The sequence below is a fragment of the Streptomyces sp. RFCAC02 genome (assembly GCF_004193175.1).
Taxonomy (GTDB): domain Bacteria; phylum Actinomycetota; class Actinomycetes; order Streptomycetales; family Streptomycetaceae; genus Streptomyces.
On record NZ_SAUH01000001.1, the window covers coordinates 4,098,554 to 4,123,781 of the forward strand.

The window sequence follows — 25,228 nt, forward strand, 5'->3', positions numbered from 1 at the left end:
GCACCACCGCCGCACCGACGAAGAAGTGACCCCGTGGAGACTCCCTCCCCCGCCGACACCGCCGCCGTGCGGGAGCAGCTCGGCCGCCCCCCGCGCGGCCTGCGCGCCGTCGCGCACCGCTGCCCCTGCGGCAACCCCGACGTGGTCGAGACCGCGCCCCGCCTGCCGGACGGCACACCGTTCCCGACGACGTACTACCTGACCTGCCCGCGCGCCGCGTCCGCGATCGGCACGCTGGAGGCGAACGGCGTCATGAAGGAGATGACGGCGCGCCTCGCGGCCGATCCCGACCTCGCCGCCGCCTACCGCGCCGCGCACGAGGACTACCTGAAGCGCCGCGACGCCATCGAGGTGCTCGCCGGCTTCCCGAGCGCGGGCGGCATGCCGGACCGCGTGAAGTGCCTGCACGTCCTGGTCGCGCACTCGCTGGCCGCCGGCCCCGGCGTGAACCCGCTGGGCGACGAGGCCATCGCGATGCTGCCGGAGTGGTGGCGCAAGGGGCCGTGCGTGCCGCGCGACGGCGAGGCCAGTGACACCGACCACGACAAGGGGGACCCGGCATGACGGCCGTCGCCGCGATCGACTGCGGGACCAACTCGATCCGCCTGCTCGTCGCCCGGATCGATCCGGACAGCGGTCTGCTGACGGACCTGGACCGGCGCATGGAGATCGTGCGGCTCGGGCAGGGCGTGGACCGGACGGGGCGGCTGGCCCCCGAGGCGCTGGAGCGGACGTTCGCTGCCTGCCGGGCGTACGCGGAGGCGATCCGCGCGCACGGTGTCACGCCGGACCGGGTGCGGTTCGTCGCGACCTCGGCGTCCCGCGACGCGGAGAACCGCGACGACTTCACCGGCGGCGTCCGGGACATCCTGGGTGTCGTGCCCGAGGTCGTCACGGGCGACGAGGAGGCCGCGCTGTCGTTCACCGGCGCCACGCGTGAACTCGCCGCCGGCACCTACCTGGTGACGGACATCGGCGGCGGCTCCACGGAGTTCGTGCTCGGCGGGGGCGACGTACGGGCCGCCCGCAGCGTGGACATCGGCTGCGTACGCCTCACGGAACGGCACCTGGCCGGCCCGGACGGCACGATCGCCGACCCGCCGTCGGACGCGCAGCTCGCCGCCATGACGGCCGACGTGGACGCCGCGCTCGACCAGGCCGAGGAGCGGGTGCCGCTGACGTCGGCGGACACGCTGGTCGGCCTCGCCGGCTCGGTGACGACGGTCGCGGCGATCGCGCTCGGCCTGACGTCGTACGACCCGGCCGCGATCCACCACGCCCGCATCGGGATCGACCGGGTGCGGGAGACGACGGACCGGCTGCTGTCCGCGACGCACGCGGAGCGCGCGGCGATCCCGGTGATGCACCCGGGCCGCGTGGACGTGATCGGCGCGGGCGCGCTGATCCTGCGCCGCATCATGGAACGCACGGGCGCCCGCGAGGTCGTGGTGAGCGAACACGACATCCTGGACGGCATCGCCTTCTCGGTCGCGGAACGCACCGGCGCCTGACCTCACCCACCGGGAGCTGCCGGGGGAACAGGTCCCGCACGAGTTCCGCGAGGGACACGGCGGGACCCCCCTCGGCCAGCACGGCCCCGGCCTCCCGGACCAGCACCTCGTCGGCGGCCTCCTCTGCCCGGTCCACGCCCGCCACGGCTGTGACGATCAGCGTCCCGATGTGCCCCGGCCGGGGCGCGTCCAGCACAGCGGCCTCGGCCGTCGTGAAGCCGGCTCGCAGCAGGAGCCGTTCCCATACGGCGGGGCGGTACGAGTACCGGTAGGTGAACTGCGCGCGCCCCGCGAACCCGCCCTTGTACATGCCCTGCGGCCCGTACGCGCCGGGGATGGCGGGCGGCTGCGAGAACACGAACCGTCCACCGTCCGCGAGTCGCGCCCGCACCAGGGGGAAGAGCCGCGACGGATCTGCGAACCAGGCGGCGCCGAAGACCGAGTACACGGCGTCGTAGCGGTCGGAGTGGCCGGCGAGCCAGTCGATGACCTCGCCCTGCTCGATGCGGACACCGAACGGCGTCCACCGCTCGGCCGCCAGCCGCACCATGCGCGGCGACAGATCGACACCTGTGGCCTTCACACCGCGCCCGGCCAGATACGCGAGCGCGCGCCCGGTGCGGCGGTGGATGGGTGGGCATGTGGTGCTCCCGGAACGGTGGACCCGCGCGGCCGGGCATGGGGGAACCCGGCCGCGCGGGAGTCTGCGGACGCGGCCCTGACCCGACGGCCGCCTGGGTTGTTCGCCCCCGCCCCTCCGGCGGTGCAGCGCCGGAGGGACGGGGAGTTGGGGAGAGGACTCGCGCGCCCTCAGAGGTCGAGGTCGTACCGATCACCGAGATGCGCACGAATCGCCGCATCCAGCCGGTCCCACTCCTCGTGCAGATCTTCGAGGGTGGACCCTTCGGCGGTATCGGTCCTCGACGGGTTCGGTGGCGGGGAGACTGGCTCGGACTCCGGGGGTGGGGGTTCGGTCATGGATCGTCCCGAGGATGGTGTCGGCCCGGGGTGACCACAGATGCGCGCGCTGCGCATCCGGTCCGGTGCTCCCGGTGATCGGAAGACAAGGGTGCAGCCATCGGCGCCGAAACCGCAAGCCCTCATTTTTGGGTTTTGGCACCAAGTTGACTTGCATTGCGAAACGATGGAAGCGTTGCTTGCGTCCCGAAAGTCGTCGGGGCGACAAACCGCAAGAATGGGAGGGACATACATGGGCGAAGCGACCGGTTCGACCGTGCCTCGGCGCCTGCTGGGCAGGCACCTGCGGGAACTGCGGTTGCGGGCTCAGTTCACACTCAAGCGTGCCGCGACGGCCATGGAGTGGAGCGAAGCCAAGATGAGCCGGATCGAGGCCGGCCTGACCTCCGTGCGCACGCACGACGTACGGCTCCTGTGCACGGAGTACGGGGCGCCCGAGGAACTGAGGGAGGCGCTCGTCGGTCTCGCGTCGGAGACCAAGGCGAAGGGCTGGTGGCACGCCTACGGGGACGCGGTCCCACGGGACTTCGACGTCTTCATCGGACTCGAAGCGGCGGCATCGGCGGTCGACTGGTACGAACCGGACCTCGTTCCCGGTCTGTTCCAGACGCCTCGGTACGCCCGGGTGATGATGTCGGAGTGGTACGACAAACTCGCGCCGGAAGAGATCGAGCGACGGACCTCGGTTCGTATGCGGCGGCAGGCCCTCCTCACGAGGACTCGCCAACCCCTGTCGCTGCGCGTCGTTCTGAGCGAAGCCGTCCTTCTGCGCCCGGTCGGCGGCCCTGATGTCATGTTCGAGCAGGCGGAGCGGATTGTAGAGCTATCGGCGTTGCCGAACGTTGAGTTGCGCGTGATTCCCTTCGAACGTGGCTTTCATCAGGGCATGTTCACCGGCCAGTTCGGAATCCTGAAGTTCCCGGCGATCAGTGGCATCGGCGAGCCGACTACGGTGTACGCGGATGGCTACGTCGGGGACTTGTACCTGGACAAGCCCGACGAGTCAGCCCACTACGCTGGCGCGTTCGCGGACATGTGGAGCAAAGCGCTGGACGAGCAGGCGACACAGAAGCTGCTCAGGCGCGCGGTAGGGAGTTATGAACGACATGGTTGAGTGGCGGAAGTCCACGTACAGCAACGGCTCATCCGCCTGCGTGGAGGTAGCGCGACTCGCCGGTGGTGCTGTTGCGATGCGGGACAGCAAGCAGCGGGACGGTGCTGTTCTGCGTGTCCCCGGTGGCGGCTGGGCCGCGTTCGTCACGGGTGTGGCACGCCGCTCGCTCGGCGCCTGACTGCCAGGTTCGCCACAGGAAACGCCTCCTGCTTCGGTGCACCGCCGAACAGGAGGCGTTCCCTGTGGGCTCACCCGCCGCACCGATGATCTGTCGCCGTTTATGCGTTCTTCCGCAGAGTTCGCGCCGGTTCTAGCCTGGTTCCTGCTGAACGAGCGCTTGTCGCTGCGCCTCGTGGCCGAGGCGAGCCGACCGTGCGCAGATGGGAGCGAGAAGTGCCTGAGACCCCAGACTTCTACACGTCCACCTACAGCAACGGGGACCGCGCCTGCGTGGAGGTTGCGAACCTTCCCAGTGGTGCCGTTGCGATGCGGGACAGCAAGCAGCGAGACGGTGCTGTTCTGAGTGTCCCCGGTGGCGGCTGGGCCGCGTTCGTCGCCGGTGTGGCGCGCGGTTCGCTCGACGCCTGACTGTCACGTAGTCCTCGGGGCGTCTCCTCACCTGGCATGAGACCGGGCAGGGAGGCGCCTCACCCATGTCGCCGGCGGCGCCCGACCGGCATCGAGTCGGCTGGTAACTAACATCAATGCTACTAACATGCGTGTTAGGGCCTGTATCGAGTCGTGATCAGTTTGTTGGTTCCGCCCTCGTTTCGAGGGTGGATCCGGTAGTCCGGTGCGCATGACGCGTGTGCAACTGACGGACGGGGAGTGGGGGTTCGTCGAGCCGTATCTGCCGGTCGGTGAGTACGGCCCGTATCCCGAGCGGCTGCGGCAGCAGTTCGAGGGTGTGATTTGGAAGTTCCGCTCGGGAGCGCAGTGGCGGGAGGTGCCGGAGCGGTTCGGTGCCTGGTCCACCGTGCACAACCGGTTCCGGCAGTGGCGGGACGCCGGGGTCTTCGAAGCGCTGCTGGAGGGGGTGATCGCCGAGGCGTCCGAGCGGGGCGGGGTGGACCTGTCGTTGGTCAGTGTGGACTCCACGACAGTCCGTGCCCACCACGACGCGGCCGGGATGCGTCTGCAGGAGGGCATCCTGGAGGCGTTGGAGAAGGCCGCCGTCGAGGCGGAGGCGGCCCGGCAAAAAGGGGCGGCTCGGAGGGACAAGACAGGCATAGTGGTGTCTGCGATCCCGGCCAGGGCGAACGGCGACGCGTCCGGCGACGGCGCAAGCTGCGTTTGAAAGCTGCTTCGCTCGGGCGCTCACGAGGCGGACAGACCAGCAAGATCCACCTGGCTGCCGACCGCCGCTGCCGGCCCCTGGCGCTTGTCCTGACCGCCGGCCAGGCCGCGGACAGCCCGCAGTTCATCCCCGTGCTCGCCGAAGTGCGCGTCCGCGGGCCTGTCGGGCGTCCTCGCACCCGACCGGACGCAGTCGCCGCAGACAAGGCGTACTCCTCTCGTGGTAACCGCGCTCACCTGCGCAAACGCGGGATCAAGGCAGTCATCCCGGAGAAGAAGGACCAAGCCGCCAACCGGAAGAAGAAGGGCCGACACGGCGGCCGACCCGTCACCCACGACGCCGAGCTCTACAAAGAGCGCAACACCGTCGAGCGCCTGATCAACAAGCTCAAGGCATGGCGCGGGATCGCCACCCGCTACGACAAGACCCCCGAGAGCTACCTCGCCGGGCTCCACCTCCGCGCCTCCATGATCTGGATCAAGGACCTCACCCGAACCACTCAGTGATCACAACTCGATACAGGCCCTAGTACGAGGTGCCGTACCTGATGGACCCGGAGGGCGCGTTCGAGGGCACGTTGCAGCGGGCCTGGGACAGGGCGCTGGAGAACAAGCCGGTCCTCCTGATCCTCATCGGGTCCGACCTGTCGATGATGGAGACGCTCAACAGCTACGGGCGCCCGTTCCACCAGCGCGGACGGGAGATGGTCCTCGGCCCCCTGAACCCCGCCGAGGTCGGCGGCATGCTGGGGCTCGACGCGCCCTCCGCGTTCGACGCCGCGCTGATCACCGGAGGGCTGCCCCTGATCTGCGCCGAGTGGCCGCACGGCGCCGGGGTGCGGGACTTCCTGTCCACGGCCCTCGCCGATCCGGTCTCCGCGCTGCTGGTCTCCGCCGAACGGTCGCTCGCCGCCGAGTTCCCCCAGCAGGCGCAGGCCCGCACGGTGCTGTCGGCGATCGGGAGCGGCGAGCGGACCTTCAGCACCATCGCGCGTGCGGCGGGCGGGCTCGGCTCCACTCCGCTCCAGCGCTCCCTGACCCTGCTGACCGACAAAAGGGTGGTCGCGTCCGAACTCCCGGTCTCCACCCACCCGTCGAAGGACCGCCGCTACCGGGTGGCGGATCCGTACCTCCGCTTCTGGCTGCGCTTCCTGGGGCCGGCCATGGAGGAGATCGAGCGGGGGAGGGGCGACCTGACGCTGCGGCGCGTGCAGGAGAACTGGACGAGCTGGCGCGGCCGGGCCGTCGAACCACTGGTCCGCGACGCGCTGGCCCGTCTCCTGCCGGACGAGTCCCTGCCCGCCGCGCCCGCGATCGGCGCGTACTGGACCCGCACGAACGACGTGGAGATCGACGTCGTGGGGGCCGACCGTGCTCCCGTCGCCAAGGAACTGCTCTTCGTGGGGTCCGTGAAGTGGCTGGAGAACTCCCCCTTCGACCGGCACGACCTCGCCGCGCTGCACCGCCACCGTGCCCTGCTGACGGCCGATCCGGTTCCCGCGATCGCGGTGTCGCGCAGTGGCGTCGACTGCGCGGGGCCGGACGCGGCGTACGGTCCGGCCGATCTCCTCGCCGCCTGGTCCTCCTGAGCCCCGCCCCCGGGGATCGCCGGGGGCGGGGTCGTGTGCTCAGGACGTGTACAGCGACTGGAGCCTGATCACCCGGCCGTCCCCGTCGAAGCTCAGGTCGTACCCGACGAGCGAGCGGGCCGATGGCGACTGGGCCATCAGGCGGCTGACGAACTCGGCCTGTGAGTACGACGCGGCGTGCTTGTCGTCGCCGAGCGGGACCGAAAGCAGCACCTCGGCGTCCTCGGCCATCGGCACCTCGGCGTAGTCGCCCTCGCCCGGGACGACCACCCAGGCCTCGCTGTGCTCGGTGACGTGGGCCTCCTTCCGGGCGGGCCGCACCGACAGGTACGTCCGTCCGTCGCTGGTCCTGGCCTCCTCGATCTGCACGAACTGCAGGGTGCCCGCCCAGGAGTCCGCGTCGTCCTCCTGCGCGGGAGGTGTCGTCGATGCCGTGGGCGTGGCGGCGGCCGACCGGTCGTCGTCCTCGCCGGCGCAACCGGTCAGGGCCGCGAGGCCGAGGGCGAGAGCGCTGAGGCAGCGTACGGCGGCGGCCCGGCGGTGTGTGAGGCGCGTGGACAAGGGTCCCCCCAGAGGCAGGTGTTGTCGGATTCAAGGGCTCTACGCGCCACCCCACCCCCCGGGTTGCACCCGGCCGCACATCTTTTCCCTGCCTCACGCGGGGGGTTCAGTCGCCGAGCCAGTACGCCTCCCGCAGCGAGTGCACGCGGCCGTCACTGTCGTAGTCGATGGCGAACACCCACCGCGGCCCGTCGGCCAGCCGGTCCACCAGCTCGCCGAGCTGTACGTCCGTGTGGTCGCCGCCGGTCAGCTCCCGCGTCTCGACCAGCGTTCCCGCCGGCAGGGTCAGCGTGTGCACCACGCCGGTGTGGAGCTGCTCGACGGTGATGCGCACCGTGTCGCCCGTCCGCACCGCGCCGTACACGTAGCCCAGTTCACCGGCGTACTCCTCGCCCGGCGCGGGCGTCGGCGTCACGAACGGAGAGGCGGCCGGCGTCGGGGCGGCGGGCGGCTCATGCTCCCGGGCGACGCGGCTCAGCGACAGCCCTCCCACGACCACGGCCACGGCCAGCAGCGCGCCCCCGGCCGCCTGGGCGGTCCGCCTGCGGCGCAGGCGCTGCTCACCGCGTGCCCTGATCCGCTCGGCGGCGAGCGGCGCCGCGTACCGGCGGCCCGATGCGGCGAGGTCGGCGAGGCGGCCCTCCAGCTCCGTCTGCTCAGTCATGGCGCACCTCCGGTACGCGGGCAGTCCGCGGATCCAGCTCAGTATCGGCCAGCAGCCGGGCCAGGGCGGCCCGCCCCCGGCTCAGCCACGCCTTGACCGTGCCGACGGGGGAGCCGGTCTCGGCGGCCACCTGTTCGACGCTCAGGTCGCACAGGTGGTGGAGCACGACGGCCCGCCGCTGCGCCTCGGGGATCTGCCGCAGCGCGCGGACCAGCAGCACGTGCTGCGGATCCGGCGGCGGTACCGGGGGCGGCGGTCCCTGCCGCCGGGCGAAGGCGAGCGCGGTGCGCACCCGCCGCCACCGGCTGACCGCCAGCCGCCAGGCCACCGTGCGCACCCACGCCTCGGGAGCCGCGTCCAGGTCCAGCTCGGCGCGGCGTTCCCAGGCGCGGGCGAACGCCTCCTGCACCACGTCCTGCGCCTCGGCGAAGTCGCCCGTCATCGCGTAGAGCTGGCCGATGAGCCGGCCGACACTCGCGGTGTAGAAGGCGTCGAACGCGCGCTCGTCCGGTGGTCGTGTGCCGCTCATGTCACGCCGTACGGTGCCAGGCGGCACCGGCACAGCACAAGCAACCGATGAAGCGGCTCACTTGCCGTTCTCGGGGCGGGCGTCGCGTTCACCTGCGGTAGTTCGCCCCAACCGGTCATCCGGATCGATCACGGTCCGGCTCATACGGATCCCCCTCGACGTCACGTCGCGCCCCCGGCTCCGCCGAACACCTGCCCCGCCCCCCGGGGTGTGCCAAAATCACACACATGGATGGTGCGCGGAGCTGGGCGGAAGTGGGCGAGCGGATCGCCGAGGCGCGCCTCGCCGCCGGTATGAGCCAGGGCGACCTGGCGTCCCGGGTGGGGCTGGACCGTACCGCCGTCGTACGCATAGAGGCCGGGGACCGGCGCATCACCGCCCTGGAGCTCTTCCGGCTGGCCGAGGTGCTGGGCGTTCCGCTCGCGCATCTGGTCACCCGGCCTCCGCAGGCCCTCGTGTCGCGCCGGAGCGCGCTGGAAGAGGCGGCGGATGAGGCCGCGCGTGCCCGCTACCGCCTCGACGCGCGGCTCGAGGAGCACACCCGTCATGCGCAGTGGCTGGTCGATCACCGGTTCCTCGTCCCGCCGGCCCTCGATCCGCGGGTGCGGAGGAAGGGGAGCGAGGTCGATCCGGTTGCACTCGCCCTTGCCGCTCGGGAGGCAGTAGGACGCCCCTCCGGTCCGCTGGGGCCGCTGGCCGACGTCCTGGAACGCCTTGGGCTGTATGTGACGGTGGTCGACGAGGCCGCCGAGGGCGCTTCGCTCCTGCTCCACGGTTTCGGCGTCGCCGTGATCAGCGGGCAGGCGCCGCCGGGACGACGACGCTGGACCGCAGCGCACGAACTCGGGCACCACCTGATGCAGGACGAGTACCACAGCGACGCCGGCGTGGCCGCCGGGCGGGACGAACGCGAGCAGCTCATCGACCGGTTCGTGGAGGAGTTTCTGCTGCCCGCTGCCGACATGCGGCGGGCGTGGACGGACGACGCGGACGGCAGGCACCCCAGGGCGATCATGATCGGCCTGTCGGCCTCCTACCGGCTGTCCTGGGGCGCCGTCGTCAGCAGGGCGCGGCGTCTGTCGCTGGTCGGGGCGGACGAGGCCAGGCGTCAGCGAGCCGATACGCCGATGCGTGGCGACTTCCTGGCGGTGCACGGAAGCGAGCCGGTTCCCGACCTGGAGATCGGCACGACCGGCGCACAATGGCGCCGGGCGGCTCTGGCAGCATGGTCCCGTGGCCGGATCACCGCGCCCCGGGCGGTCGAACTCCTCTACGGAGCCGTCTCGGAGGACGAACTGCCCGGCCGAAGCGTGGAGGACTGTCTGCCGTGACCTCGGACCGACGGCCGCCGGGCTCGTCCGACCCACTGCTGATCTGGGACACGTCCCCGCTCCTGCACGCCATCAAGGCCGGGAAGATCGAGATCCCGGGCGACATCGCCCAGAGCCGGCGGGGCGGTGCGCGGCGGAACGTGACCACTCAGGCCGTCATCAGCGAGATCGACTGCTTCCGCCTGCCGCTGGCCGGGAAGGAGTGGCTGAGCATCGTGCACGTGGATGACCTGCACGAGATCAACGCCCTGGTCGAGTGGATGAACCGCGTCTCGGGAGCGAAGTCCAACCACGGCGAGGCCACGGTCCTCGCCTGGGCCGAAGTGCACGACGCGGTGGCCATCGTCGATGACGCCGACGCCCGACGCATCGGACGTGCCGCCGGACTCGACGTACGGGGCTCCCTGCGTGTCATAGCCGAGTCCGTCGGCGACGGCCACATCACCCGTTACGCGTCGACGGCCCTGGTGGACGCAATGATCGACACGGGAGCCCGGTATCCCTGTGCACGAGGCCAGTTCGTCGGCTGGGCCGAGCGGAACGGGCTGCTGTAGTCGCGTCGTGCTCACGTGGTGAGGCGGCTCACTTGCCGTTCTCGGGGCCGTACCACTGGGTGGCCTGACCGGTGACGGTGGCGACGCGGTCGAAGTAACGGTCGCGGTGGAGCAGCGTGAGGCCCTGCAACCCGGCCGTGGCGGCGACGAGGTCGACGGGGCCGGCGCGGTGGTTCGTTTGCGGGGGTGGGGGAGCTGTCTTCTACTGGCCAGTGGGGATCCGCTTGCGAGGAGAGGCCATGCCGGGAGCCGGTCGTGCCGTCGAGGACGAGGACGCCGATGTCGCGGGGCGAGGGCGTGCCGCGTGGGCGCAGCGTGCCGGCGCCGCCATCGCCGAGCTCCAGTCGCAGCTCAACCGGATCGAGTGCGTCGGGCTGAGCGCGCCCGACGCGGCCATCGCCGAGAAGACCCGCACCCATCTGCGGGCCGCCAGGGAGGCGGTCGACGAACGGGGCGGGCCGTGGGCGCGGCTCACCGGGGCCGCCACGGACCGGGCGTTCGCCAACATCCACCGGGCCGAGGTGCACCTGCTGCGTCTCACCCCGGAATCCGACCTGGCGTGGCGCGGCGCCGTCGTGCTCGCGCGGGCGCGGCGGCACCTCGCCGCGTCCGATCCGCGGCTGCGGCTGCTGGAGGGGCGGCTCGCCGGTTCGGGCGACCGGCTGGAGCCGCCCCTGCGGGACCTGGCCGTCACCACCCTCCTGGCCGCCCACGCCGCGCAGGAGGAGGAGACGGCCAGGATCCGCAGCTTCCGCAACATCCTCGCCGCGGCCGTGGCCCTGACCGGACTGATCGCGATCCTCATGGTGGTGTGGGCCTACGCGAACCCCTCGGCGCTGCCGCCGCACCTGTGCGCCGCCGAGACGTGCCCCACCGCGTCGCGTCCGGGCGGCGGGGACGTCGCGGTCGTCGAGGCGGCCGGCCTGAGCGCGGCGGCGCTCGCCGGGGCCGTGTCCATCCGCTCCATCCAGGGCACGTCGATGCCGTACTCGGTGCCCATGATGCTGATCCTCCTGCGGCTGCCGGTCGGCGCGCTGGCAGCGCTCCTCGGGATCTTCCTCGTCAACGCCCAGTTCATCCCGGGGCTGACGCGGCTGGACAGCGGCTCCCAGATCGTCGGGTGGGCGGTGGCGTTCGGCATCCTCCAGGAGTCCGTCACGCGCATGGTGGACCGGCAGGGCAACGCCGTGCTCGCCCGGCGGGGCGCCGAGCGGAGCACGGGCCGCGGGTAGCGGCGGGCCTCAGCGGTGCGGCCGACCCCCGCCGCCGCGCCCCCCGCCGTGGGGACGGCCGTGACCGCCGCCGCCGTGGGGACGTCCGTGGCCGCCGCCGTGGCCACCACCGCCATGACCGCCATGACCGCCGCCGCCCGGGCGACCGCCGGGAGGACGCCCCGGCCTGCCGCCGCCGTCCGCGTCCGGCTCCTCGGCGGGCGGCGGCAGGGGCGGCGCGGCCGTCTCCGGAATGACGTGCCAGTCGTAGAACAGGTCCCAGTCACCGCCGTGCTGCGCGATCTTCAGCGACTTCTGCACCCCGACGTCCGGGTGCGTCATGAGTTCCGCGGGGCCGGGCACGGTGAGGGTGACGGGGATCGGCTGGAAGACGTCGTCGCTCAGCCCCTGGTCGATGGCGGTGACGATGCCGTCGAAGGCCACGGCGACCAGCGCGCCCACCGCCGCGCCGACCACGGGGCCGATGCCGGGGATGGGCGCGCCGGCCACGGCACCGGCCGCCGCGGCGGAGGCGACCGTGATGACCTGCTGCTTGACCTTGTCCCCCACCTGGGATTCGAGCTGCCGGAACGCCTCGGCCACATTGCCGTTGTCGTGCTCGACGAACAGCAGTGTCACGGTGTACGTCCGCGGGAAGTCACCGGGCTTCCGCAGGTCGAACTCGGCGAGCACATGCGGGTTCGTCGCCCAGGGGCCGCGGACGCTGTTGTCGGAGATGTCCCCGAGGGTGGGTGTGCGCCCGACGTCCACGACGGGCTTGCCGTCCGCTCCGGCCTTCACCGCCGAGGAGTCCAGCGTGAGCGCGGAGAGGAACACCTCGTCGTTCGCGCCCTGCAGGAAGTCGTCGGTCGAATCGTTCTCGATGAACCCTTTGAGCCGGAACTGCACGATCCCGGCGCGCGTGACGGCTTGCCCCATGGAGAGTTTCCCTTCTCGGAGCGCGGTCCCCGTACTTCCGAAAATAACCGCGCCGATATGGGTGCGCCACTCGTGGAAATGCGGTCCACCGCGTCCGGGCCGACAATGGTTCCCGACCGGGAGGAGCACCGGGTGAGTGCCTGTTTCACGCCGGGCGCAGGGGACGACGACTCGCCGGCCAAGGTGAAGACCCGCATGGCCTCGCTCTTCGGCGACGTCGCGGAGCTGCTGGTCAAGCACCGCTACTGCAAGGAGAAGAACAGGTGCCAGGAATTCCTGGAACCCGGGACTCTCCAGACGGATTTCTTCGATGTCAGTATGGGTTTCCACCGTTGCGATCACCTTCTCGCCTACCTTCAGTTCCACAATCCGTTCCTGACGGCCGACGTACGGGCGAAGTGCCTCGTGCGGAAGCTTCCGGGCGATCCGCACTTTCCCGTTCCGGACATTCCAGCAGCAGGTGACCGGGATCGTGGACGGCCGCCTCGGCGTGGGGGGTCCCGGCGTCCTGGCGCTCGAATCGACGCACTTCGACCGGATCGTCACGGGGGCCGGCGACGTGGCGGACTACGCCGGGCCGTACGTCCTCGGGCAGGAGGAGGAAGCCCCCCTGGTGGTGAGCCTGGGCGGCGCCGGTCCCGACCACCTCGCCGCGGCGTACGCCGCGGCCACCGCGCTGGCCGGGTGAGCGCGCCGCCGTACGGCCGCCCGCCGGGGCCGGATGTGCGGCGCGCGGCTGTCCGCGGGGCAGCCGGTGGGAATGGGCGACATTCTCATCGGCACCTGCTCCTGGACCGATCCCGCGCTCGTGGCCTCCGGCTGGTACCCGCCCGGCGCCCGGACGCCGGCGGGGCGGCTCGGGCACTACGCGTCCCGTTTCGCGGTCGTCGAGGTGGACGCCACCTATTACGGGGTGCCGGCCGCCGAGCGCAGCCGGCGGTGGGTGGAGCGCACGCCGCCCGGGTTCGTCTTCGACGTGAAGGCGTTCGCGCTGATGACCGGCCACCCCGCGCGGGCCGGTGCCCTGCCGGCGAGGCTGCGGCCGGCAGGGGTGCCGTCCGGCGCGCGGGTACGGGCCGCCGACCTCGGCGCGGACGGCGAACGGGAGGTGTGGCGCGCGTTCACCGAGGGGATCGCGCCGCTGCGTGACGCGGGGCGGCTCGGCGGCGTGCTCCTCCAGTTCCCGCCGTGGTTCGCGCCGGGGGAGCGGGCCGAGGGGCGGCTCGCCCGCTGCCGGGAGCTGGCCGGCGACATGCCGCTGACCGTGGAGTTCCGCGACGCCGGGTGGCTCACGGGCGGACGGCTGCCCCGCACCCTCGCCCTGCTGCGGGACCACGGCATGAGTCTGGTCGCCGTCGACACCGCGCAGGGGCTGCCCACCTCGGTGCCGCCGGTCGCCGAGGTGACGGCGCCCCGGCTGGCCGTGATCCGGCTGCACGGCCGCAGTCCGCACTGGGGGAGCGGCACCAAGGAGGACCGGTTCCGCCACCGGTACACCCGCGACGAACTGGTGCCCTGGGTGGCACGGGCGCGCGCCCTGGCGCGGCGGGCCGGGGCCGTGCACGTCCTGTTCAACACGTGCTGCGGCGACGCCGCCGTCTCGGCCGCCGCCCTCATGGCGGACCTGGCCGGTACCGGCCGTGCCGAGGAAAAACGCAGGTGACGGCGGGGTGCGGGAACTCGGGGAGGGAGGCCGTTCGTTGGGCCGGGGAGGCCCCGCGATCCAGTTCGTGAAGTTTTTCACATGACGCACGGCGTGCGGCGGCCCCGAACGGGCCGATCCGGGTCCCCGGAGGCCGGAAAACGCCGCCCCGGGGCCGTCCGGCCCCTTGCCGTCCCGGTGCCGCGAGACGCGGGCCGGGGCGGTGGCGGGATGGCCGCACCCCTCGCGAACTGCGGCGTTCGTCCCCGTCGCGCACGCGGGTCCGGGAACCGCCCAGGGGAGCCCGTTCCACCCGGCGCAAAAAGGGGCGCAGTGTAGCAGAAGAGCCGACCTTGCTTGTGAAGCCCCTCACGAGCTACCCCCCTGGGGTGGGTGGATACTCGATGGCATGAGCACCACGGAGCGTCCCCGTATTCTCGTCGTAGGCGGCGGGTACGTCGGTCTGTACGCAGCCCGCCGGATCTTGAAGAAGATGCGGTACGGCGAGGCGACCGTCACCGTCGTCGATCCTCGCTCGTACATGACGTACCAGCCCTTCCTCCCCGAGGCGGCGGCCGGAAGCATCTCCCCGCGCCACGTGGTGGTGCCGCTGCGGCGCGTGCTCCCGAAGGCCGAGGTCCTCACCGGCCGCGTCACCTCCATCGACCAGGACCGCAAGGTGGCGCAGGTCGCGCCGCTCGACGGCCCGGGCTACGAGCTGCCGTTCGACTACCTGGTGGTCGCGCTCGGCGCCGTCTCCCGGACCTTCCCCATCCCCGGTCTCGCGGAGCAGGGCATCGGCATGAAGGGCGTGGAGGAGGCCATCGGCCTGCGCAACCACGTCCTGGAGCAGATGGACCGGGCCGACTCCACGACCGACCCGGAGATCCGCCGCAAGGCGCTGACCTTCGTGTTCGTCGGCGGTGGTTTCGCCGGTGCCGAGACGATCGGCGAGGTCGAGGACCTGGCCCGTGACGCCGCCAAGTACTACCCGGGCGTCAGCCGCGACGACATGCGCTTCCTGCTCGTGGACGTGGCCGACAAGATCCTCCCCGAGGTCGGCCCGAAGCTCGGCGAGTGGGGCCTTGAGCACCTGAAGAAGCGCGGCATCGAGGTGCACCTCAAGACCTCCGTGAACACCTGCGTCGACGGTCACGTCGAGCTGAGCAACGGCGTCACCGCCGACTCGGACACCATCGTGTGGACCGCCGGCGTCAAGCCCAACCCGGTGCTCGCCCAGTACGGCCTCCCGCTCGGCCCGCGCGGCCACGTCGACACCCAGCCGACGCTCCAGGTCAAGGGCACCGACTACATCTGGTCGGCCGGCGACAACGCCCAGGTCCCCGACCTCGCGGCCCGCGCCGCCGGGGTCGAGAACGCCTGGTGCCCGCCGAACGCCCAGCACGCCCTGCGGCAGGCCAAGGTGCTCGGCGACAACGTGATCTCCGGCATGCGCGGCTTCCCGCAGAAGGAGTACAAGCACGCCAGCATGGGCGCCGTCGCCGGCCTCGGCCTGCGCAAGGGCGTCGCCATGATCAAGCTCGGCAAGCTGACGTTCCGCTTCCGCGGCCGGCTCGGCTGGTATCTGCACCGCGGCTATCACGGCATGGCCGTGCCGACGTGGAACCGGAAGATCCGGGTCTTCGCCGACTGGACGCTCGGCCTGTTCCTGAAGCGCGAGGTCGTCTCCCTCGGCGCGATGGAGCACCCGCGCGAGGAGTTCTACGAGGCCGCGGCGCCGGTGACGGCCGCCGCCGAGGCCAAGCGCCGCGCCGCCGCCGAGGCGGAGCAGGCCGGCTCGGCCGAGAAGGCCACCGCCAAGGCCGGCTGACGGCCCGCCGCGTCCGCGCGGTACGCACGACCCCGAGGGGGCGGAACGGCGACACGCCGTTCCGCCCCCTCCGTCGTCGTCACGCGTCCTTCCTCCGGACGGTCCATAGGTGTGGAATGCATCTGTTTCCCCGGGCGTTTCGGATCATCTGAGTGCTCGGAGATGCAGAGAATCTGATCGTTCCCTTTTATGGAGGTGTGTCCGGATGTCCGTAGCTCCTCGGCTGGCCGCGCTCATCGAACAGGTTCTCGGCGGACCGCCACCCATCGGTCTGCGCGCCTGGGACGGCAGCACCGCGGGACCGCAGGACGGCCCGGTCCTCGTCGTACGGCACCGGCGCGCCCTGCGCCGCCTCCTCTTCCGGCCCGGCGAACTCGGCGTCGCCCGCGCCTGGGTCGCCGGCGAACTCGACGTCGAGGGCGACCTGTACGACGCGCTGGAGCGGATGACGGACCTCGTCGGCGCCCGTCCGTTCACCCTCCCCGCCGGCCGCAGGGCCGCCATCGCCCGCGAACTGATCTCCCTCATCGGCCCCGTCGTCCCCGTGCCGCTGCCGCCGCCCCCGGAGGAAGTGCCCCGCCGCACCGGCGCCCTGCACTCCCTGCGCCGCGACCGTGCCGCCATCAGCCACCACTACGACGTGGGGAACGACTTCTACGAGCTGGTCCTCGGCCCGTCGATGGTGTACTCGTGCGCCGTCTTCGGCACCCCTGACACGACGCTTGAGGACGCCCAGGCGGCGAAGCTCGACCTCATCTGCCGCAAGCTCGGCCTGCGCGAGGGGCAGCGGCTCCTCGACGTCGGCTGCGGCTGGGGCTCCATGGTCCTGCACGCCGCGCGCGAGTACGGCGTGCGGGCCGTCGGCATCACCCTCTCCGCCGAGCAGGCGGCGTACGCGCGCGAACGCGTCGCCAAGGAGGGTCTCGAGGACCGCGTCGAGATCCGCGTGCAGGACTACCGCGAGACGGCGGACGGCCCGTACGACGCGATCTCCTCCATCGGCATGGCCGAGCACGTCGGCGCCGCCCGCTACCGCGAGTACGCCGACCGCCTCCTCGGGCTGCTGCGGCCCGGCGGCCGGCTGCTGAACCACCAGATCGCCCGCCGCCCGCTGGAGGACGAACGGACCTACCGGGCCGACCCGTTCATCGACGCCTACGTCTTCCCCGACGGTGAACTCGCCCCCGTGGGGCGGACGGTGTCGCTGCTGGAACGCGCCGGCTTCGAAGTGCGGGACGCCGAGGCGCTGCGCGAGCACTACGCCCTGACGCTCCGCCACTGGGTGCGGAACCTGGAGGCGCGCTGGGACGAGGCGGTGCGCCTCACCAGCCCGGGGCGCGCCCGCGTGTGGCGGCTGTACATGGCGGCGTCGGCCCAGGCGTTCGAGCGCGGCAGGATCGGTGTCAACCAGGTCCTCGCGGTCCGGCCGCCGGCCGGTGGGGCGTCCGTCCTCCCGCTGCGGCCCCGCGCCTGGGTGGAACGGGCCGCCTGATCCGGCGCCCCGGCCCGCGCGGGCACGCGCCGCGCGGGCCGGGGCGTCCGTCTCGAAGACGATCTCCTCGACCACCTGTTCGTCCGGCGGCAGCCGCGCGAAGCGCCACCCGGCCCAGGGCCCGATGGGCCGCGGCGCGCGGTCAGGGGACGGACGGGCCGGAGAGGTAGTTGCCGTTCTCGTCGTACGGCCAGGCGTTGGCGACGCAGCCCTTGAGGCCGTCGATCTGCTGCATCATCGCCGGTGCCGGCATGCCCTCGCCCGGGCAGGTCTCGTGGCCGTGGCCGATGCGGTGGCCGACCTCGTGGTTGATGATGAGCGCCCGGTACTCGTGCAGCGGGCCGTCGAACTGGGGCGAGCCGGTGAGCCAGCGCTTCAGGTTGACCATGACCTGGTCGCCGACCGCGCAGTTGACCTCGCCGTGCGTGTCGAGGCCGTACTGGCCGCAGATCGTGTCGACCGTGTCGGCGGTCGCGATCTTCACCTCGAAGTCGTAGCTGTCCCCGGAGACGAGCTGGAACGAGTTGACGCCGTCCGTGGTCCAGCCGCGGGGGTCGGCGAGGATTCCCTCGATCTCCGCCGCCGCCTCCTCGGGGTCGACCCCCGCGCCGTCCTCCACCTGGACCTTGTAGCGGCGGAGCGTGCTGCCGCTGCCCACGGTCTCGCCCGACGCCTCGGCCGTGAGGAACTCGCCGGTCCCCGAGGTCGGTATGTCCTCCTCGTCGGGTATGTCGTCCTCCGGGGGTCCTCGTCCGTGGGGTCGTCACTCGGGGTGACGTCCTCCTGTGCGTCCGCGCTCCCTTCGGGATCGGCCTCCGGGCTGCTCTCCACGCCCTCGATACGCGCCTCCGGCGTCGTCGCCGTGCCGCCGGTCGCCGACGGGCCGGACGCGGCGGTGCCCGTGCCGCCGTCCCGGAGGTACATGAACGCCGACCCCGCGAGGCAGACAGCGCAGGCCGCGAGCAGCACGGTGACCAGGCGCCGCCGGCGGGCACGCGCACGGCGGCGGCCCTGCGACGCGCGGCGGCCCACGGGTGCCGACGGGGCGTTCTTGCGCTTCTTCCGGGAGTGCATGCTCCCGAGCCTGCGCCCTCCACATGATCACTCCTGGATCGGAAGGTCACGGAAACGCAACAGCGGTGCCGTGCGGGCAGCCGACCCCGCCTCCGTCCGCCGCCCCGGACGCCCCGCATACTGGGGCGCATGCCCCGAGTCCTGCTCGTCGAAGACGACCCAGCCGTCCGCAAGGGCGTCGAACTGGCTCTGGGCCACCAGGGATATGACGTGATCGCCGCCACGACGGGCGAGGAGGGACTGGCGCGGCTGGCGTCCGCGCGCCCCGATGTCGTCGTCCTCGACCTGATGCTGCCGGGGCTCTCCGGCCTCGACGTCTGCCGCCGCATCCGGGAGCGCGACCAGGTCCCGATCATCATGGTGACGGCGCGGGGCGACGACGTCGACATGGTGGTCGGCCTGGAGGCGGGCGCGGACGACTACGTGGTGAAGCCGGTGCGGGCGCGGGTGCTCGACGCGCGGATACGGGCGGTGCTGCGCCGTATCGGCCCCACCGTCGCGGAGGGCATACGGCCCCTGCCCGAGACGCACGGCACGCTGACGATCGACAGGACCGGCCTCGTCGTCTCCCACGAGGGCGCACAGCTGCAACTCGCCCCCTCCGAACTCCGCCTGCTGCTGACGCTGTCCGCGTCGCCAGGCCAGGTGCTGAGCCGCCAGCAGCTCCTCGAAGCCGTCTGGGAGCACGACTACCACGGCGACATACGGCTGGTGGACGCCTGCGTGAAGCGGCTGCGGGGGAAGCTGGGCAGCGCCGCCCGGTACGTCCGGACGGTGCGCGGCTTCGGCTACTGCTTCCGGACCTCGTGAGCCCCGGGGGCGGCGGCATGTGGGCGAAGGCGGTGCGGTTCCTGCGCGGGCTGCGGGTCCGCCTCGTCGTCGGCTTCGCCGTCGTCGCCGCCGTCAGCGCCCTCGGCACCGGGCTGCTGGCCTTCCGCGAGGCGCGCACGGGGGTGCTGCAGCGCAGTCAGGACGTGGTGATCGAGCAGTTCCGCGACAGCATCGACGCCTTCGCGCCCGGCGTGCCCTCGGCCCCGACCGGTGAGGAGCTGACCGCCCTCGTCGACTCCGTGGCGCGGGCGCACCGGTCGCAGGGCTGGCAGGTGCTCGCCACCTACGAGGACACCCGTGCCGCCTCGGGTCCCGACGGCGCCTTCGCGAGGCTGAGCCCCGAGCTGCGCGAGGCGGTGGCGGAGCGGGCCTCGGCCGTCTTCCAGCGGGTGGACGCCGACGGCCGGCCCTTCCTGGTCGTCGGGCTGCCGGTCACCTACGCGTCGGCGTCCGGCGGGTCGTACCTCTCCGGGGTCGCGTTCTACCTCGTCGTCCCGCAGGACACGGAAGAGGCGTATGTGCAGGCCATCATCGCCGCCGTCGAGCACGCCACGGTGTACGCGCTCGGCGGGGCCGTCCTGCTCGCGCTGCTGGCGGCCAGGGGGGTGCTGCGGCCCCTGCGCGCGCTGCGCGGGGCGACCCGCAGGATGGCCGAGGGCCACCTCGATGTGCGGCTCGACGTGCAGGGGTCCGACGAACTCGCCGAACTCTCAAGGACGTTCAACGACACGGCGGCGGCCCTCGAACAGTCGGTCGCCGAGCTGCGGCGGCTGGAGGTGCAGGCCCGGCGCTTCGCGGCCGACGTGTCGCACGAGCTGCGGACGCCGCTGGCCGCGATGGCGGCCGTCACCGATGTGCTGGACGAGGGGGCGCCCCGGCTCGACCCGGAGACCGGGGACGCGGTGCGGCTGATCAGCGAGGAGACCGCGCGGCTCAGCAGACTGGTCGAGGACCTGATGGAGATGTCCCGGTTCGACGCGGGCGCCGCGGCGCTCGCCCTGGACGAGATCGACGTGGCCGAGTCGCTGCGCCGCACGCTGGCCGCGCGCGGCTGGACCGACGAGCGGGTGGTGGCCCGGCTGCCCGCGCCCGGTACGCTGCGGGCCCGGCTCGATCCGCGCCGGCTCGACGTCGTGGTCGCGAACCTGGTGGGCAACGCGCTGCGGCACGGCGCCGCGCCCGTGCGGGTCTCGCTCGGCGTCCGGCACGACCGTACGGAAGGGGCGTGGCTGATCATCGAGGTCGCCGACGAGGGGCGCGGCATTCCCGAGGAGGCCCTGCCCCACATCTTCGAGCGCTTCTACAAGGCGGACGCCACCCGGGCGCGCAGCGAGAGCAGCGGCCTCGGCCTGGCCATCACCGCGGAGAACGTCCACCTGCACGGCGGGCGGGTCCACGCGGCGAACAGGCCGCGGGGCGGAGCCGTCTTCACCGTCGAACTCCCGGTGCGGCGCGCATGAGACGCCCCCGCTCCCGTTCACTCGCGCCGCTGGGCTGCCTGCCCGCCGCCGCGCTGCTCGCGGCGTGCGGTGTGCCGCCGTCCGGCGTCATCCAGGCCGGTGCCCCGGCGACGGGCATGCTCGCCGAGACCTTCGTGTACTTCGTGTCGCCGACGGACGGGTCGCTGGTGGCCACGCCCCGCGGGACCGACGGGCCCGCCGGTGTGTCCACCGTCGTGGCCCTCCTCCTGGACGGTCCCCGCGCCGAGGAGAGCGGCCGGGTCGTCACGCGGCTGCCCGACCTGGCCGGCGACGCGACCGTCACGACGGGCGTCTTCACCGTGTCCATCGTGCTCCCCGGCGCCGCTCCGCTGTCGAGGACCGCCATGCGGCAGCTCGTCTGCACAGCGGCGGCGGCCCTCCGCGCCGCGGAACCGTTCGCCGCCGAGCCGACGGAGAGCGGTTCCGCGTGGCCGATGTCCGACCTGATCACCGTCGAGGTCAGCGGCCGGGACTGGAAGATCGCGCAGGACGACTCGTCCTGCCCCGGCTAGGCCCTAGGGTCCGCTGGGGCAGACCCCGGCCCTCACGCGCCGCCTCCCCGTCCGGTCGCCGGAGGCGCCGGGCGGGGAGGCGGCGAAGCGGGCCTCAGTCGGCCTTGATGGCTTCCAGCATGTTCAGCCGGGCCGCGCGGCGCGCCGGCCACAGGGCGGCCAGCACCCCCACCACGCCGGCGAGCACGAGGAAGACGATCAGCCGTGTCCACGGCATGGTCAGCGTGTAGGTGGCGAGGGAGTCGCTGATCAGCTGACCCACCGCCCAGGCGAAGAAGACGCCGAGCCCCACGCCCATCACGCCGCCGAACAGGGCGATGGTGACCGCCTCGATCCGCACCATCCGCTTGGTGCCGCGCCGGTCGAGGCCGATCGCCCGCAGCATGCCGATCTCCTGGCGGCGCTCGAACACCGACATGGCGAGGGTGTTGATGACGCCGAGGACGGCCACGATCACCGCCATGGCCAGCAGGCCGTAGAGCATGTTCAGCAGGAGGTTGAAGATGTAGGCGATGTCCTCGGATATGTCGTCGCGGTCCTGCACGAGGATCGCCGGGTTGTCGCCGAGGGCGCTCTCCAGCCGGTCCTTCGCGGCGTCGCTGACGCCGTCGTCCATGCGCAGCATGACCTGCATGTCCCACACGCGGTCCAGGTGCGGGTCGAGCGCGGCCGTGTCGATCATGACGCCGGTGATCATCGCGTTGCCCTCGTAGAGGCCGGCGACGGTCAGCGTGCCCGTCTCCCCGTCCTCGAAGGTGGCCGTGAACGTGTCGCCGGCCGACCAGCCGTGCTTCTCCGCCGTGTCGGTGTCGACGACCACCGCGTCGCCGCGGAGGTCGTCCCACGAGCCGGTGGTGAAGTCGAGGTTCACCAGGTCCGGCATGGCGGAGCCGTCGACACCGGTGAGGTACTGGGTGTCGTCGTCGCCCTCGTAGAGCGCCGGCGAGTTCCGCAGGCCGCTGATGGCGGTCACCTCGGGCAGCTCGGCCAGGGTCTCCCCGATCTCCGGGGACAACGGCGTGAAGTTCGCCATGGAGACGACGTAGTCGCTCTTCAGGGATTCGGCCGCCAGCTTGTCGATGGCGTGGGAGAGGGAGGTCGCTATCACGGTCATGCCGGTGATCAGGGTGAGCCCGATCATCAGCGCCGACGCGGTCGCGGCGGTGCGGCGCGGGTTGCGGACCGCGTTGAGCCGGGCCAGGCGGCCGGAGACGCCGAAGACACGGACCAGGGGAGCGGCCAGGGCGATCACCGGGCGGGACAGCAGCGGCGTGAGGACGAAGACCCCGACGACCAGCAGCGCCGCACCGAGCCCCATCGTGGCGCCGTTGTCGTCGGCGCCGATGCCGACCACGACGAGCGCGCCGCCGGCGGCCGCGAACAGGGCGCCGATGGTGTTGCGCAGCAGGAGGCCGCGCGCCGTGGGCACGGCGTGCAGGGCGTTCATGGCGGCGACCGGCGGGATCTTCGCGGCCCGCCGCGCGGGCAGGTAGGCAGCGAGCATGGTGATGCCGACGCCGACGATCAGCGAGGCGGCCACCGCGGAGCCCGAGATGATCAGCGGCCCGTCGGGGACCGTGATGCCGGCCGAGCCCATGAGGGAGCGCAGGCCGGCCGCCACCCCGATGCCCACGGCGAGGCCGACGGCGCCGGCGACGACGCCGACGACGAACGCCTCGATCAGCACCGACCGTGTGACCTGCCGCCGGCTCGCGCCCACCGCGCGCAGCAGCGCCAGCTCCCGCGTCCGCTGGGCGACGAGCATGGTGAACGTGTTGGCGATGATGAAGATGCCGACGAACAGCGCCACCCCGGCGAAGCCGAGCAGCGCGGTCCGCATGCCGCTGGTGGCCGCCTCGATGCTGTCGGCCTGGTCCTTCGCCGCCTGGTCGCCGGTGATGGCCTCGGCGTCGGCGGGCAGCAGCGGCTCGACGGCCGTCTTCAGCTCCTCCTGTGAGGTGCCCTGCTCGGCCCGCAGCACGATGCGGCTGTACTCGCCGGGCGCGGTGTAGAGCTGCTGCGCGGTGGCGGTGTCGAAGAGGACCATCGCGCCGCCGGCCGCGACCGCGCCGTCGTCCGTGGTGAAGATCCCGGTGATCGTCTCCTCGCGGACCGGGCCGTCCACCGAGAGCCGGGCGGTGTCGCCCACCGCGTACCCGGTGCGCTCGGCCGTCCTGGCGTCGATGGCTATCTCGCCCTCGCCGGCCGGGGCACGGCCCTCGTCCATCGGGTAGCGGTCGTCCGTGCCGGTGCCGTCGGGGCCGGCGTAGTAGTTGGTGCCGGTGGTGTCCCAGCCGGCGCCGACGAGGTCGCCGTCCTTGTCAGCGAGGGCGGCGAAGCCGTTGACGCTGCCGGTGGCCGACGCCACGCCGGGCAGCGCGCCGAGGGAGTCGAGCAGTTCCTGGGGGAGGTCGGAGGCCGCTCCCGGCGTCTCCTCGGCGGCGTCGCTGTCGTCGTCCGGCTGCACGGCGACGTCCACGTCGTCGAGGCCCTTCTCCGCGCTGCGCTGGAACGCCTCGGAGAGGGTGGACGTGAAGACGAGGGTGCCCGCGACGAACGCGACGCCGAGCAGCACGGCGAGCGTCGTCATGAGCAGGCGCGCCTTGTGCGCGAGCACGTTGCGCAGGGCGGTTCTCAGCATGGTGGTCTTCCGGAAGGTGGTGGCTGCGGGGCGGGGTGGGGGCGGTCCGGGGGCCGGATCAGCTCGTGCGGCCCTTGGCGTCGAAGCGCTTCATGTGCTCCAGGACGGCCTCGGCGGTGGGGTCGGCCATGTCGTCGACGATGCGGCCGTCGGCGAGGAAGACGACGCGGTCGGCGTAGGAGGCGGCGACGGGGTCGTGGGTGACCATGACGACGGTCTGGCCGAGGTCGCGGACGGAGTTCCGCAGGAAGCCGAGGACTTCGGCGCCGGCGCGGGAGTCGAGGTTGCCGGTGGGTTCGTCGCCGAAGATGATCTCGGGCCTGCTCGCGAGGGCGCGGGCGACGGCGACGCGCTGCTGCTGTCCGCCGGAGAGCTGGGCGGGCCGGTGCTTCAGGCGGTCGGCGAGACCGACGGTGGAGATGACCTTGTCCAGCCACTCCCGGTCGGGCTTGCGGCCGGCTATGTCCATCGGCAGCGTGATGTTCTCCAGCGCGTTCAGCGTGGGCAGCAGATTGAACGCCTGGAAGATGAAGCCGATCCGGTCCCGCCGCAACTGCGTGAGCTTCTTGTCCTTCAGCCCGGTGATCTCCGTGTCACCGATGCGGGCCGAGCCGCCCGACACGGTGTCCAGACCCGCCATGCAGTGCATGAGCGTGGACTTCCCGGAGCCGGACGGCCCCATGATCGCCGTGAACTCGGCCCGCCGGAACTCCACCGACACATGGTCGAGCGCCACGACCTGGGTCTCGCCCTGGCCGTAGACCTTGGTCAGGTCGACGGCGCGGGCGGCCACCGCCGCGGTCGACGCCGGGGTGGTGGCGGTGGTGAACGTGGACACGGGTACTCCTGACACGTGGGGCCTGCGGTTCTTCCGGACACCGCGCCACGACCGGCACGGTGACAACACGCTCCATCCTCGGCCACGGCCCGCACGCAGCGCGATCCGTCATCGTGCTCTTTCCATGAGTTCTTCGGATGGACTCCGGAGGCCGTCGTCTCCTCCTGGAGTCGTAGTCACCCCTGAGTGCGCGGAGGGACGCGGAGGGTTGATTTGCGTCATTCCTCGGACGGTCAGCCGTCCGGGTGACCGGACCGAAACGGCCCGTGGCCACACGGTCCGGGCCTGATGAAGCGTCAGCGGCTCATAAAATCAGACAACAACCGTACGGGGCAAAGGTGTTCGGGCGAACCGGCCGGATAAGCTCGTCGGGAGCGCTGGCGCGCATGTGCCCGGTACGGCTTCGGGATCTGTGCCCGGATGGTGGAATGCAGACACGGTGAGCTTAAAACTCGCTGGCCTTCGGGTCGTGCCGGTTCGAATCCGGCTCCGGGCATCCCCAAGCGACGGGTCCCGATGCCGCCCACCCGCGGGCGCGGCGTTCCGGCGGCGTGTCCGGCGTATCGATGCCGTACGGGAACACCCACGGCCTTCCGTTCGTTTGCCTCA

The 25,228-nt window shown here is 72.3% G+C and carries 22 protein-coding genes, 1 tRNA gene and 4 pseudogenes; 18 read left to right on the top strand and 9 right to left on the bottom strand.

Features of this window, described 5'->3' with window-relative positions; genetic code table 11:
- The first annotated feature begins 33 nt into the window (after positions 1–33).
- A complete protein-coding gene (locus EMA09_RS19060; protein WP_129842223.1) occupies positions 34–564 on the top strand; it encodes a DUF501 domain-containing protein in 531 nt (176 codons plus the stop codon).
- Positions 561–1,511 (top strand): Ppx/GppA phosphatase family protein, encoded by a 951-nt coding sequence (locus EMA09_RS19065; RefSeq protein WP_129842224.1) that lies wholly within the window; start codon positions 561–563, stop codon positions 1,509–1,511. Before EMA09_RS19060 ends, EMA09_RS19065 begins: the two co-directional genes overlap by 4 nt.
- Before the next feature lie 139 nt (positions 1,512–1,650).
- On the opposite strand, the pseudogene EMA09_RS19070 reads toward EMA09_RS19065, so the two are convergent.
- Positions 1,651–2,130, bottom strand: a pseudogene (locus EMA09_RS19070) (class I SAM-dependent methyltransferase); the annotation flags it as partial.
- A 591-nt stretch (positions 2,131–2,721) separates the two neighbouring features.
- Here EMA09_RS19070 and EMA09_RS19075 point away from each other — a divergent pair.
- The 5 genes and pseudogenes from EMA09_RS19075 to EMA09_RS19095 form a co-directional block, all read left to right on the top strand.
- Positions 2,722–3,603 carry a helix-turn-helix transcriptional regulator gene (locus EMA09_RS19075; protein ID WP_129842225.1) on the top strand — a complete coding sequence of 294 codons (882 nt, stop codon included), beginning with the start codon at positions 2,722–2,724 and terminating at the stop codon, positions 3,601–3,603.
- Positions 3,587–3,781, top strand: a complete 195-nt coding sequence (locus EMA09_RS19080; RefSeq protein ID WP_129842226.1) for a DUF397 domain-containing protein — start codon at positions 3,587–3,589, stop codon at positions 3,779–3,781. Before EMA09_RS19075 ends, EMA09_RS19080 begins: the two co-directional genes overlap by 17 nt.
- Positions 3,782–3,996: 215 nt before the next feature.
- On the top strand, positions 3,997–4,191 hold the full coding sequence (locus EMA09_RS19085) for a DUF397 domain-containing protein (protein ID WP_129842227.1): 195 nt from the start codon (positions 3,997–3,999) through the stop codon (positions 4,189–4,191).
- A gap of 211 nt (positions 4,192–4,402) precedes the next feature.
- Positions 4,403–5,406, top strand: a pseudogene (locus EMA09_RS19090) (IS5 family transposase).
- A 26-nt stretch (positions 5,407–5,432) separates the two neighbouring features.
- Positions 5,433–6,488: pseudogene (locus tag EMA09_RS19095) on the top strand (DUF234 domain-containing protein); the annotation flags it as partial.
- 39 nt (positions 6,489–6,527) lie between these two features.
- On the opposite strand, the gene EMA09_RS19100 reads toward EMA09_RS19095, so the two are convergent.
- From EMA09_RS19100 to EMA09_RS19110, 3 genes are all read right to left on the bottom strand, one after another.
- Positions 6,528–7,049, bottom strand: a complete 522-nt coding sequence (locus EMA09_RS19100) for a hypothetical protein (RefSeq protein ID WP_129842228.1) — start codon at positions 7,047–7,049, stop codon at positions 6,528–6,530.
- 106 nt (positions 7,050–7,155) lie between these two features.
- Positions 7,156–7,713 carry a hypothetical protein gene (locus EMA09_RS19105; RefSeq protein ID WP_129842229.1) on the bottom strand — a complete coding sequence of 186 codons (558 nt, stop codon included), beginning with the start codon at positions 7,711–7,713 and terminating at the stop codon, positions 7,156–7,158.
- Complete coding sequence (locus EMA09_RS19110; RefSeq protein ID WP_129842230.1) at positions 7,706–8,242, bottom strand: SigE family RNA polymerase sigma factor; 537 nt, start codon at positions 8,240–8,242, stop codon at positions 7,706–7,708. The genes EMA09_RS19105 and EMA09_RS19110 overlap by 8 nt, the downstream gene beginning before the upstream one ends.
- A gap of 227 nt (positions 8,243–8,469) precedes the next feature.
- On the opposite strand from EMA09_RS19110, the gene EMA09_RS19115 reads away from it, so the two are divergent.
- Together EMA09_RS19115 and EMA09_RS19120 are read left to right on the top strand one after the other, a co-directional pair.
- Positions 8,470–9,573: an XRE family transcriptional regulator gene (locus EMA09_RS19115; RefSeq protein WP_129842231.1), complete on the top strand. Its 1,104-nt coding sequence runs from the start codon at positions 8,470–8,472 to the stop codon at positions 9,571–9,573.
- The gene (locus EMA09_RS19120; RefSeq protein WP_129842232.1) at positions 9,570–10,127 is read left to right on the top strand and encodes a hypothetical protein; all 558 of its coding nucleotides are present in this window, start codon (positions 9,570–9,572) and stop codon (positions 10,125–10,127) included. Before EMA09_RS19115 ends, EMA09_RS19120 begins: the two co-directional genes overlap by 4 nt.
- Positions 10,128–10,155: 28 nt before the next feature.
- Here EMA09_RS19120 and EMA09_RS19125 read toward each other — a convergent pair.
- A pseudogene (locus tag EMA09_RS19125) lies at positions 10,156–10,299 on the bottom strand (VapC toxin family PIN domain ribonuclease); the annotation flags it as partial.
- A gap of 67 nt (positions 10,300–10,366) precedes the next feature.
- Between EMA09_RS19125 and EMA09_RS19130 the strand changes: the two are divergent.
- Complete coding sequence (locus tag EMA09_RS19130; protein WP_129842233.1) at positions 10,367–11,359, top strand: hypothetical protein; 993 nt, start codon at positions 10,367–10,369, stop codon at positions 11,357–11,359.
- Between the two features lie 9 nt (positions 11,360–11,368).
- Here the strand turns inward: EMA09_RS19130 and EMA09_RS19135 are convergent, their stop codons facing one another.
- Complete coding sequence (locus EMA09_RS19135) at positions 11,369–12,277, bottom strand: hypothetical protein (protein ID WP_129842234.1); 909 nt, start codon at positions 12,275–12,277, stop codon at positions 11,369–11,371.
- A gap of 460 nt (positions 12,278–12,737) precedes the next feature.
- Between EMA09_RS19135 and EMA09_RS19140 the strand changes: the two genes are divergently transcribed.
- The 4 genes from EMA09_RS19140 to EMA09_RS19155 all read left to right on the top strand — a co-directional run bounded on the left by EMA09_RS19140 (position 12,738) and on the right by EMA09_RS19155 (position 17,242).
- Positions 12,738–12,965 (top strand): hypothetical protein, encoded by a 228-nt coding sequence (locus EMA09_RS19140; protein WP_129842235.1) that lies wholly within the window; start codon positions 12,738–12,740, stop codon positions 12,963–12,965.
- 72 nt (positions 12,966–13,037) lie between these two features.
- On the top strand, positions 13,038–13,940 hold the full coding sequence (locus EMA09_RS19145; protein ID WP_129842236.1) for a DUF72 domain-containing protein: 903 nt from the start codon (positions 13,038–13,040) through the stop codon (positions 13,938–13,940).
- Between the two features lie 388 nt (positions 13,941–14,328).
- A complete protein-coding gene (locus EMA09_RS19150) occupies positions 14,329–15,750 on the top strand; it encodes an NAD(P)/FAD-dependent oxidoreductase (protein ID WP_129842237.1) in 1,422 nt (473 codons plus the stop codon).
- 205 nt (positions 15,751–15,955) lie between these two features.
- The gene (locus EMA09_RS19155; protein WP_129842238.1) at positions 15,956–17,242 is read left to right on the top strand and encodes a cyclopropane-fatty-acyl-phospholipid synthase family protein; all 1,287 of its coding nucleotides are present in this window, start codon (positions 15,956–15,958) and stop codon (positions 17,240–17,242) included.
- Between the two features lie 142 nt (positions 17,243–17,384).
- Here the strand turns inward: EMA09_RS19155 and EMA09_RS19160 are convergent, their stop codons facing one another.
- The gene (locus EMA09_RS19160) at positions 17,385–17,972 is read right to left on the bottom strand and encodes a DUF3152 domain-containing protein (RefSeq protein WP_168220854.1); all 588 of its coding nucleotides are present in this window, start codon (positions 17,970–17,972) and stop codon (positions 17,385–17,387) included.
- 473 nt (positions 17,973–18,445) lie between these two features.
- Between EMA09_RS19160 and EMA09_RS19165 the strand changes: the two genes are divergently transcribed.
- The 3 genes from EMA09_RS19165 to EMA09_RS19175 are packed head-to-tail and all read left to right on the top strand — an operon-like array spanning position 18,446 to position 21,140.
- Complete coding sequence (locus EMA09_RS19165) at positions 18,446–19,126, top strand: response regulator transcription factor (protein WP_129842239.1); 681 nt, start codon at positions 18,446–18,448, stop codon at positions 19,124–19,126.
- Positions 19,127–19,143: 17 nt separating this feature from the next.
- Complete coding sequence (locus EMA09_RS19170) at positions 19,144–20,607, top strand: HAMP domain-containing sensor histidine kinase (protein ID WP_129844130.1); 1,464 nt, start codon at positions 19,144–19,146, stop codon at positions 20,605–20,607.
- Positions 20,604–21,140 carry a hypothetical protein gene (locus EMA09_RS19175; protein ID WP_129842240.1) on the top strand — a complete coding sequence of 179 codons (537 nt, stop codon included), beginning with the start codon at positions 20,604–20,606 and terminating at the stop codon, positions 21,138–21,140. The genes EMA09_RS19170 and EMA09_RS19175 overlap by 4 nt, the downstream gene beginning before the upstream one ends.
- Positions 21,141–21,234: 94 nt before the next feature.
- Here the strand turns inward: EMA09_RS19175 and EMA09_RS19180 are convergent, their stop codons facing one another.
- Entirely contained in the window at positions 21,235–23,781 is a 2,547-nt protein-coding gene (locus EMA09_RS19180) for an ABC transporter permease (protein WP_129842241.1), read from the bottom strand.
- 58 nt (positions 23,782–23,839) lie between these two features.
- On the bottom strand, positions 23,840–24,619 hold the full coding sequence (locus EMA09_RS19185) for an ABC transporter ATP-binding protein (protein ID WP_129842242.1): 780 nt from the start codon (positions 24,617–24,619) through the stop codon (positions 23,840–23,842).
- 414 nt (positions 24,620–25,033) lie between these two features.
- On the opposite strand from EMA09_RS19185, the gene EMA09_RS19190 reads away from it, so the two are divergent.
- Positions 25,034–25,115 (top strand) — tRNA-Leu (locus EMA09_RS19190).
- Positions 25,116–25,228: the final 113 nt, after the last annotated feature.

What these genes read in the sequence shown, in the direction of transcription:
- EMA09_RS19065 (WP_129842224.1), top strand. Translation starts at nt 561, where the DNA reads ATGACGGCCGTCGCCGCGATCGACTGCGGGACCAACTCGATCCGCCTG.
- EMA09_RS19075 (WP_129842225.1), top strand. Translation starts at nt 2,722, where the DNA reads ATGGGCGAAGCGACCGGTTCGACCGTGCCTCGGCGCCTGCTGGGCAGG.
- EMA09_RS19080 (WP_129842226.1), top strand. Translation starts at nt 3,587, where the DNA reads ATGAACGACATGGTTGAGTGGCGGAAGTCCACGTACAGCAACGGCTCA.
- EMA09_RS19105 (WP_129842229.1), bottom strand. Translation starts at nt 7,713, where the DNA reads ATGACTGAGCAGACGGAGCTGGAGGGCCGCCTCGCCGACCTCGCCGCA.
- EMA09_RS19110 (WP_129842230.1), bottom strand. Translation starts at nt 8,242, where the DNA reads ATGAGCGGCACACGACCACCGGACGAGCGCGCGTTCGACGCCTTCTAC.
- EMA09_RS19115 (WP_129842231.1), top strand. Translation starts at nt 8,470, where the DNA reads ATGGATGGTGCGCGGAGCTGGGCGGAAGTGGGCGAGCGGATCGCCGAG.
- EMA09_RS19130 (WP_129842233.1), top strand. Translation starts at nt 10,367, where the DNA reads ATGCCGGGAGCCGGTCGTGCCGTCGAGGACGAGGACGCCGATGTCGCG.
- EMA09_RS19135 (WP_129842234.1), bottom strand. Translation starts at nt 12,277, where the DNA reads ATGGGGCAAGCCGTCACGCGCGCCGGGATCGTGCAGTTCCGGCTCAAA.
- EMA09_RS19145 (WP_129842236.1), top strand. Translation starts at nt 13,038, where the DNA reads ATGGGCGACATTCTCATCGGCACCTGCTCCTGGACCGATCCCGCGCTC.
- EMA09_RS19150 (WP_129842237.1), top strand. Translation starts at nt 14,329, where the DNA reads ATGAGCACCACGGAGCGTCCCCGTATTCTCGTCGTAGGCGGCGGGTAC.
- EMA09_RS19155 (WP_129842238.1), top strand. Translation starts at nt 15,956, where the DNA reads ATGTCCGTAGCTCCTCGGCTGGCCGCGCTCATCGAACAGGTTCTCGGC.
- EMA09_RS19165 (WP_129842239.1), top strand. Translation starts at nt 18,446, where the DNA reads ATGCCCCGAGTCCTGCTCGTCGAAGACGACCCAGCCGTCCGCAAGGGC.
- EMA09_RS19170 (WP_129844130.1), top strand. Translation starts at nt 19,144, where the DNA reads ATGTGGGCGAAGGCGGTGCGGTTCCTGCGCGGGCTGCGGGTCCGCCTC.
- EMA09_RS19175 (WP_129842240.1), top strand. Translation starts at nt 20,604, where the DNA reads ATGAGACGCCCCCGCTCCCGTTCACTCGCGCCGCTGGGCTGCCTGCCC.
- EMA09_RS19180 (WP_129842241.1), bottom strand. Translation starts at nt 23,781, where the DNA reads ATGCTGAGAACCGCCCTGCGCAACGTGCTCGCGCACAAGGCGCGCCTG.